1 rRNA gene is annotated in these 638 nt (G+C 48.7%); it reads left to right on the top strand.

The window, feature by feature from the left end:
* Nucleotides 1-238 precede the first annotated feature (238 nt).
* Nucleotides 239-638: ribosomal RNA gene (locus tag L2D08_RS23595) — 23S ribosomal RNA — on the top strand; the annotation flags it as partial.

Here is a 638-nt window from a genome sequence, read left to right as displayed (position 1 = left end):
AGGTAGCCGTATCGGAAGGTGCGGCTGGATCACCTCCTTTCTAAGGATATTTACGGAAGTGAGAACTTGGTTCTCACGAACGTTTGGCGTTTGATTTTGTTCAGTTTTGAAGAGTTCAATCTCTTCTTATGCCCGCATTTATTTACGCAGGCAGCTGAAACTGTTCTTTGAAAACTGGATAGAAGCAACACATTGTATGACCAAAGCAAAAAACCGAGTAAGATACACCGCCATTTTAGGTTAAGTTAGAAAGGGCGCACGGTGGATGCCTTGGCACTAGGAGCCGACGAAGGACGGGACTAACACCGATATGCTCCGGGGAGCTGTAAGTAAGCTTTGATCCGGAGATTTCCGAATGGGGAAACCCGCCATCCGTAATGGGATGGTACCCCTGCCTGAATACATAGGGCAGGAGGAGGCATACCCGGGGAACTGAAACATCTAAGTACCCGGAGGAAGAGAAAGCAAACGCGATTCCCTGAGTAGCGGCGAGCGAAACGGGACATAGCCCAAACCAAGAAGCTTGCTTCTTGGGGTTGTAGGACACTCTATACGGAGTTACAAAGGAAGAGGATAGGTGAAGCGATCTGGAAAGATCCGCGGTACAAGGTAACAGCCCTGTAGCTGAAATCTTCTTC

The organism is Domibacillus sp. PGB-M46 (assembly GCF_022668875.1).
GTDB lineage: Bacteria > Bacillota > Bacilli > Bacillales > Domibacillaceae > Domibacillus.
The sequence above is the reverse complement of the archived record's forward strand: the minus strand, read 5'-3'. Positions and strand labels throughout refer to the sequence as shown.